General features: G+C 38.8%; 6 protein-coding genes and 1 pseudogene. 3 read left to right on the top strand and 4 right to left on the bottom strand.

What is annotated here, in order from left to right; all coding sequences use genetic code 11:
- Positions 1-208 precede the first annotated feature (208 nt).
- From dsbG to dsbD, 3 genes are read right to left on the bottom strand one after another with little or no spacing between them, the layout of a single operon-like run.
- Positions 209-958, bottom strand: coding sequence for a thiol:disulfide interchange protein DsbG (gene dsbG, locus Q0017_RS12705; protein ID WP_298147463.1), 750 nt, complete (start codon positions 956-958; stop codon positions 209-211).
- 18 nt (positions 959-976) lie between these two features.
- Complete coding sequence (locus Q0017_RS12700) at positions 977-1,822, bottom strand: TlpA disulfide reductase family protein (RefSeq protein WP_298147460.1); 846 nt, start codon at positions 1,820-1,822, stop codon at positions 977-979.
- Entirely contained in the window at positions 1,819-3,774 is a 1,956-nt protein-coding gene (gene dsbD / locus Q0017_RS12695) for a protein-disulfide reductase DsbD (protein WP_298147466.1), read from the bottom strand. Before dsbD ends, Q0017_RS12700 begins: the two co-directional genes overlap by 4 nt.
- 117 nt (positions 3,775-3,891) lie before the next feature.
- Between dsbD and Q0017_RS12690 the strand changes: the two genes are divergently transcribed.
- The gene (locus Q0017_RS12690; protein WP_298147457.1) at positions 3,892-4,557 is read left to right on the top strand and encodes a response regulator transcription factor; all 666 of its coding nucleotides are present in this window, start codon (positions 3,892-3,894) and stop codon (positions 4,555-4,557) included.
- Positions 4,558-4,560: 3 nt separating this feature from the next.
- Positions 4,561-5,928 carry an ATP-binding protein gene (locus Q0017_RS12685; RefSeq protein ID WP_121523846.1) on the top strand — a complete coding sequence of 456 codons (1,368 nt, stop codon included), beginning with the start codon at positions 4,561-4,563 and terminating at the stop codon, positions 5,926-5,928.
- Between the two features lie 129 nt (positions 5,929-6,057).
- Here the strand turns inward: Q0017_RS12685 and Q0017_RS12680 are convergent, their stop codons facing one another.
- A complete protein-coding gene (locus Q0017_RS12680; RefSeq protein ID WP_121523844.1) occupies positions 6,058-6,405 on the bottom strand; it encodes a hypothetical protein in 348 nt (115 codons plus the stop codon).
- Positions 6,406-6,498: 93 nt separating this feature from the next.
- Here Q0017_RS12680 and Q0017_RS12675 point away from each other — a divergent pair.
- Positions 6,499-7,593 (top strand): annotated as a pseudogene (locus Q0017_RS12675) (PLP-dependent aminotransferase family protein); the annotation flags it as partial.
- Positions 7,594-7,671 lie beyond the last annotated feature (78 nt).

Below are 7,671 nucleotides of genomic sequence, written 5' to 3'. Positions count from 1 at the left end.
TACCATCGAGTGACTTTAACAAACTCATAATTCCTCAAGCTTTAACCTCAATATTCCTGCTCAAATCGGCTAAAGATAATGGCAATACAATCTATACAGCATTACCATTACTTTATTTATACGACAGTTGAAAATATGAACCTGATGACTTTATAAAGTTTTCCATCATTTAACAAAATACCTAAAATCTCATATTCACCTGCGAAATTTATTTCTCAAAAATTTCTTTCAGATCCTTTGGCATGCCTTGAGCAGATTTAAAAGTGCCCTTACTGTCTCGCCACACCATGGAAGGTGTTGAGAAAAATCCATATTTCTCCATTAACTCCTGATTGAAATCAATTTTTTTTGCAATCTCTTGAGGAATTTTATTTTCCGGTTTTAAACGTTTCTTGCCTTTATTCACGTTCATATCAGTAAAAACTGCTGCAGGATCTTTTAACATCAGTAAAGTGGCAACTTGGGCACGACTTTCTTCACGTATGACACCGACCTGAATATGGCGTAATTGTACTTTTCCAGACTTAACCCATGGACGCGCCTGCTGCCAAAACTTATGGCAGTAAGGGCAATTGGGATCCGAAAAGACATAGACTATGCGTGGAGCATTTTTTTGGCCATCCTGGATCCATGTAGCCTTTTCCAAGGTTTTCCAAACATCATCCAGAACCGCTTCTTTGGCATGTTTATTCATGAGATCAACAGAAAGATTGTCTCCTTTGGCATTGTATAAATCACCCAGAATGTAATATTTCTGGTCATTCGCAATAAATACGGTTCCAGGATGCTGATTGTTGTGTCCCACCCAGCCAGTCATTCCTGTGGGCGCAGGAATTTGTTGAATAAACTCAAATCCTTCCTGCTCAATCTGTTTTTTGATAGCGCTATTGGCGGAAGTCAATGTTGCACTACCTGCAAGCAGCATGGAAATGAGGATACGTTGTATCGATGTATTCATAAAAATTCACCAGAAAAATTAAGGTTGGATGGATATCTTTTTTAAATATTGCTGCAACATCGCAGGGCTCAATTCACCCATATGACGCTCTACCAACTGTCCCTGTGCATTGAAAAATAAAGTGCTTGGTAGTCCAAACATATTCATCTGTTGTGGTATTTCTCCATATGGATCAAGCAGTACATGTTTAAATTTAAGATCATAACGTCTTAAATAATCCTGTACGGTTACTTGATCTTCTCCCTGATTAAGCATGACGAAATTAATCCCGGGATATTGATTATGTGCCTGCTGTAAAACGGGCATTTCACGGTGACACGGTGGGCACCAACTGGCCCACATATTGATCACTGTTGGCTGCCCGATAAACTGCTTGAGTGGAACGTTCTCTGAGATTTCACCATGTTGAATTAAGGACGAAAAACTTGAATCCGGAAAATGGGTTTCCTGTTTCAAATTGTTTTGAAAAGCAATGCCAAGACTCAGCAGCAGCGTAAAAATAAAGATAAAAATAGCCTTGGATTTACCAGGCAGTCCTTTATTTTTCCAAAGAAAGTATGGGATAGCAGTAACAATACCCCCGATGAGATGGAATCCTTTGTCCTGGATCTTGAAGATGTCGAGAGGTGATGTGGAATAGGCATCCCAATCTAACAATACAAAAACGATTCTTGCCCCGATGAGCCCAATCAGGACACTGATCCATAAAGAATCCCGAAAAACCTGGATCACTGCTTTATCCCATCGGAGTTTGTTGCTCACCATCTGGCCAATTATCGACACAGTCATCAATCCAATCAAAATAATGATTAATGTCCAGGGCAACATCAATGGTCCAAGGTGTAAGGCTTCAGATGAAATCATTCACGTTCGCCTGTCTGAAGTTGCTCAAGTCTTGCGAGTAACTGGGCTGCACTAAATGTTCCTGTCAGTCGAAGTTCACGTTGTTCCTGATGTGAGACATCCAGCATGATCATGGTTGGTGGTCCCAGAATCTGCCATTGCTTTAATAATTCATCCTGGCTTGAATGATAATTTGTGAGATCGAGCTTAATCCTTGCGATATTACGAAGAGCATCTTGTACATCTTCACGCGGCAAAACTTCATGCTCAATGGGCTGACAGGCCACACACCAGTCCGCATAAACATCGATAATGACTGTCTGACCTTTAAAGCGAGCAAGGGCGCTACTCAGTTCATCCTCAGTATTCACCTGTTGCCATGCCAAGATCTGCTCTGCTTGGGTCACACTCATTTGAGCTAGGGCATGGTTAATATGCCATGCTCCTCCTAAGGCAATCATAATGCTTAAAATCATCACCATAGCTTTGGCTATGCTGCGAGATATATGAGGGAGTATTTTTAGCAAGCAATAGCCAGCAAGCAGGAGTAAAACCGCACCGAGTAAGATGAAATAGAGCACACTTGGAATTAACGGACGGATGAAATAAAGAGCAAGAGCCAGCATGACAAAGCCAAAGCTAAACTTAAGACGATCCATCCATAAGCCAGGTTTAGGTAAATATTGTGAACCAAACACTGAAGCAATAAATATGGGTAAACCAATACCCAGACCAAGCACAAATAAATAGCTTGCCCCCATCACGGGTTGATTCAACTGTGAAACAAATAATAATGCCCCGGCGAGTGGCGCACTCATACAGGGACCAACAATCAATGCTGCGATCATGCCCATCAATAAAGCACCTAGCAAGGTTCCGCCCTTTTGTCTTTGTTGCCACTGATCAAGGCGATGTAACACCCCTTGTGGCAATGACAAATGAAAAGCGCCAAATAAGTTAAATGCGAATACAGTGAATAGCAGTGCAAATAAGCCAATAAAAACTGGACTTTGAAACCATCGCTGAAAGCTATAACCTAGTTGTGCAACGGCTAGGCCCATCACGGCATACACGATGGCCAGCCCCAGAACAAAGGCTCCGGCAATAAATGCGGCCCGATAACCCGTTTTGCGCTGGACCAAAATACCCGAAAGGATAGGAATCAAAGGTAATGAACAGGGTAGAAAAGCCAATAAGATCCCAAGTCCTAAAAATACGAGCAAATTGACTAAAAGGTTCTGGTTGGATAATAGGTTAAAAAAGAATTGGTCATTATTCCATTGAGATTTAAGAGAGGCATTCGTCTGATCCTGTTGTATCTGAGGCTCTCTCTGGGTGCTTACTTCACTTGAGGCTTGTCTCTGGGATTCATCAGCGGCTTGTTCATCTTGTGGTACCGCTACCAGATTTTCAGGTTCTTCTACTGTGTTTTTATTCGTTGAATTTTCTGGTCCTAAAGCTGCCTTTTTTTGTTGTGCAACAGCTTGCTCAGATAACTGGGTTGGCACTAAAGTAGATGTTAAAGTTGATGTCACATTTAATAGTCTTTTACTCTCCGAGAATCTCTGGGTGGGCAATAATCCCTCGTCATCAGTTTGAATCGTAGTGCGTTGTACTGGATAGCATAAACCGCTTTCCGCACAGCCTTGCCACTGAATATTGAGTTGCTGATTAGGCTGTACCGGAATATGAGTATTGACTTGACCATAATGAACCTGGGTCCGCCCAAAGGTTGGATCATCTTTGTCTTGTGGTACTGGTAGGCTCAGTTTGAGTGCTTTCTGATCATGACTAACTTTGAGTTGATGATGATAGAGATAATAGCCATCGGCAATTTTCCATGTAAGTTCAGCACCCTCCTGACTGGTCGAGACTGCCTCAAACTGAAAGGCCTGATCAGGTGGCAAGAAATCAGCATGTGCTGTTCTTATTAAAACAGCTACCATTATCAAAAATATTCTCAACAACCACATCATCAATTTCAGCATCGTATTTAATGTTAGATGCCCTATTATTCAAAAACTAAAATTAAGAGAGCATTAACAGTAACAATCGCTTATAAAATAGATGAACAATCAATGGGAGTCCGCATGTTTGTCGTTTTGGTAGAAGATGATCCATATATTGCCCACAGTATTTGTGCGGCTTTGGATTTTTTAAATATTTCTGTCGAGCATGTCAGCACGGCAAGCGCGGCAGATTATTTTATCCGTCATAGCGCTGTTGATCTGTGCCTGCTCGATTTAGGATTGCCGGATCAGGATGGTTTGGAGTTACTTAGAAAATGGCGACAGGATCAGATTCATACACCGATACTTGTACTCACTGCGCGGATACAGACGCGGCAATGTATTGAAGCATTAAACTTAGGCGCTGATGACTATCTGACGAAACCATTTGAACTTGATGAGCTGGTTGCCCGTCTTCATGCTCTCACGCGTCGTCACCGCGGCTTTTCATCCAATGTTCTACAGTTTGAAGACTTAAGCTTAAATCAAGATACCCAAGAAGTATTTTATCAACATCAAGCGATCCAGCTTTCAAGGCGTGAATACAGTTTGCTTGAGACTTTGATGAGCCATCCCAATCAGATTCTGAAAAATGAGCAATTGCTCAACAAACTTTATGGGTATCAAGACAGCATCGAAAGTAATGCTTTAAATGTGCATATTTACCATTTAAGACAAAAATTAAATGCTGATTTTATTCAGACCATTCGTGGGGTCGGTTATATGTTTAAAGTGTCTGAATTATAACAGATGCGAAGCTATAGTTTGAAATGGCGTTTGGTCACAAGCTTATTGATGGTATTTCTTTGCCTGTGGAGTATTGTATTCGCCTGGTTGTATGTCGATCTGCAAAAACGCCTGCAAGATACCTTGGATCAACGACTTTCAGCTTCGGCACATATGGTCGCGCGTTTAATTCAACAACTCCCTATGAAAGCGATTAAAAACGAACTTATTCAACAAACCAATAAGTCTACCGATGCTGAAAATCTAATTGCTTGCGAAGTATCTTTATTCAGCTCAGATATTTCTGTGGGTCAACATGTTGTGGCAAAAACTCGAGGTGCGCCAGCTAACTTAAGTCAACAACAGCTTGGTTTTAGTACTTGGCAACAAAGTGAGATTGAGTGGCGTAGTTATGTGCTACGTAAAAATGATATCCAAGTTGTGGCTGCCGAACGTATGTTCTTACGCTATTCACTCCTACAGCAGATTCTACAATCAGTGCTTATTCCACTAATTTTATCACTGCTTATCTGTATTACATTGATTATTTTGATAATACGTAAAGAATTTAAAAGTCTTGATACCATTGCACAGCATTTGAGCCTAAAAGAATTAACACTTGGTGACGCGGCCATATATTTAATAAATCTTGACCCCAAAAACATTCCGCAAGAGGTACAACCTTTTGTCGATAATTCAACTCAGTTGATTCAAAAATTGCACCATAGTTTGGAAAATGAAAAAGTCTTCACCGCATATGCTGCACATGAACTGCGTAGTCCTTTAACGGCAATCAAAACCCATGTACAACTTGCTCAACTCATCGCACAACAACATGCCGGGCACGATTTACAGGATAATCTTCAACAAGCCAATATAAACATCCGCAGATATGCACAATTACTTGAACAACTTTTAGCATTGACAGCTATAGATCAGGATACTGTTCAGAAATTAGAAGCCACGAATATTACATCTGTACTGCAACAAGTCATTGCAGATTTACACCCAGTCTACCCTGAGCTTGATCAAAGTCTGGATATCAATTGGGCAACTTTAACAAGTATTTATCTTCCTGATTTTGCGCTTTATACAGTACTTAAAAATCTTATTGAGAATGCAGCCTTACATGCACAAACAGATATTATTACTATCAAAATGCAGGATAGCTCACTTTTCATTCAAGATAATGGAAAAACTTTAAGTGAACATGAGCTAAAACTTTTGGGGCAACGTTTTTGGCGAAAGTCTGCAGAACAACCAGGGCATGGCTTGGGATTATCTTTGGTTAAAACAATTCTAAGCAAATATGATTATGATATTAAGTTTTACGGGACATATCCTCAGGGCTTAACTGTAGAAATTTCCCCCTTTTATTCTTTAGCTAATTAAAAGGACTAGGTATGTGTTTGTTTTCTTCTGCCTTATGTAATGGCCATTATGTTAAATGGAGTTTTATTAATTAAGCATGATCTAATACCCTAAAATTGAGTATGCAAAATGCAGAGTATTTACCATAGATTATTTATTTAAAGCTAAAGTTAAAACCTGACTTTTTTTCAATGAATGTTGATCAATTTCACTTAAGAAATATTTTCCGCTCTCTTTTGTACATTCAAGTAATTTAGTATCTCGGATAAGACCTATCTGATTACCAGAATAAAATTTAGTATATAAAAATTTAATTGTTTTCTGCGATTTATCTTCTTTCTTCCATACCTCATAAGAGTCGAATTGACTAAGTTTTAAATAGCCTCTGACTAATGAAGAGCATACATAAGTCATTTGTCCAAGTTTAGGTTGATCTGTTTTACTTTCACATCCAGAACATAAGATAACTACAAGAATTGTAGTAATGAAATTATTCATAATTGATTGAATATATTGAGAAGATTTATTGCATTTTAGTTTTCTGATATAAAGATATACAGATACAATTTTTTTTAAAAAAAGAGCACAGATATGGCTTTTCAATATCAAATTTTAGCTGATCAAATTGCTAAAAAAATTAACTCGGGGGAGATACAGCCAAATCAAAAGTTGAGCTCATTGCGATGTTTTACCAAAAACCATAATGTCAGTATGACCACTGCAAAATCTTGTTATGAGCTTTTAGAGTCACAAGGTCTAATTTTTGTTAAACCTAAAAGTGGATATTTTGTAAGAACTACTAAAGAACAGATAAATTTTCCAATCCATCCCGAATTTGGATCTCATCCACGGATGATAACAAATTTAGAACTACAGAATGAAATACAAGAGGCCTCAATCAATCAACACAGAGTTCACTTGGGGGCAATTCAGCTTTCCCCTAAACTAATACCAACACAGACATTAAGGAGATCTCTTCAAAGAGCTTTAAAACATAGTGCACCAGAGGATTTTTTATATAGTGATAAACAAGGGCATATTAAGTTACGCCAAGCTTTATCAAATCACTGTGCTGAAGATGGAATTTATATACCAGAAGAATCAATTTTTATAACAAGTGGGTGTATGCCTGCCTTATCTACGATCATACAAATGCTGACTCAAGTCGGTGATAGCGTTATTGTTCCAATGCCTAACTATAATGGACAACAATTATTATTAGCTAATTTAGGTAGAAAGATTGTAGAAACACCTGCTTCACATACAGGAATAGATCTACATCGCTTAGAGCAGGTTATGGCAAATTCAGGAGCAAAAATATGTCTTTTGACAGCTAACTATCAAAATCCTTTAGGTTTTTGTCTAACTAATGATGAAAAAGAGCAAATTGCTAAATTGGCTGCTAAATATAAGTGTTTTATCGTTGAAGATGATATTTATGCTGAATGCGGGCACAGTTTACATCGTCCCCTACCTATCCAATATTGGGATAAAGAAGGCTATGTGTTTCTTTGTAGCTCAATTTCGAAATCTTTGTCACCAGCCTATCGTATTGGCTGGCTTTGTTTACCTCATCAACAAGAACATCTCAAAGAGAAACTTCTATCACTTCTGAGTATTGTAAACACACCATTACAACTAGGTTTAGCGGATTTTATTAACAGTAGATCGTATAGGGCCCATTTAATGAACCGTACCGGGTTTGTCGGAGACTTTTTTATTTAAGTTAGGCCACCTGACCTAACGGGTTAATCTTATCATAGT

The sequence above is a fragment of the uncultured Acinetobacter sp. genome (assembly GCF_947624825.1).
GTDB lineage: Bacteria > Pseudomonadota > Gammaproteobacteria > Pseudomonadales > Moraxellaceae > Acinetobacter.
Note: the sequence above shows the minus strand (reverse complement) of the source record. Positions and strands in the feature narration are given on the sequence as shown.

Coding starts and splice junctions, on each gene's coding strand:
- dsbG (WP_298147463.1), bottom strand. CDS start 958: ATGAATACATCGATACAACGTATCCTCATTTCCATGCTGCTTGCAGGT.
- Q0017_RS12700 (WP_298147460.1), bottom strand. CDS start 1,822: ATGATTTCATCTGAAGCCTTACACCTTGGACCATTGATGTTGCCCTGG.
- dsbD (WP_298147466.1), bottom strand. CDS start 3,774: ATGTGGTTGTTGAGAATATTTTTGATAATGGTAGCTGTTTTAATAAGA.
- Q0017_RS12690 (WP_298147457.1), top strand. CDS start 3,892: ATGTTTGTCGTTTTGGTAGAAGATGATCCATATATTGCCCACAGTATT.
- Q0017_RS12685 (WP_121523846.1), top strand. CDS start 4,561: ATGCGAAGCTATAGTTTGAAATGGCGTTTGGTCACAAGCTTATTGATG.
- Q0017_RS12680 (WP_121523844.1), bottom strand. CDS start 6,405: ATGAATAATTTCATTACTACAATTCTTGTAGTTATCTTATGTTCTGGA.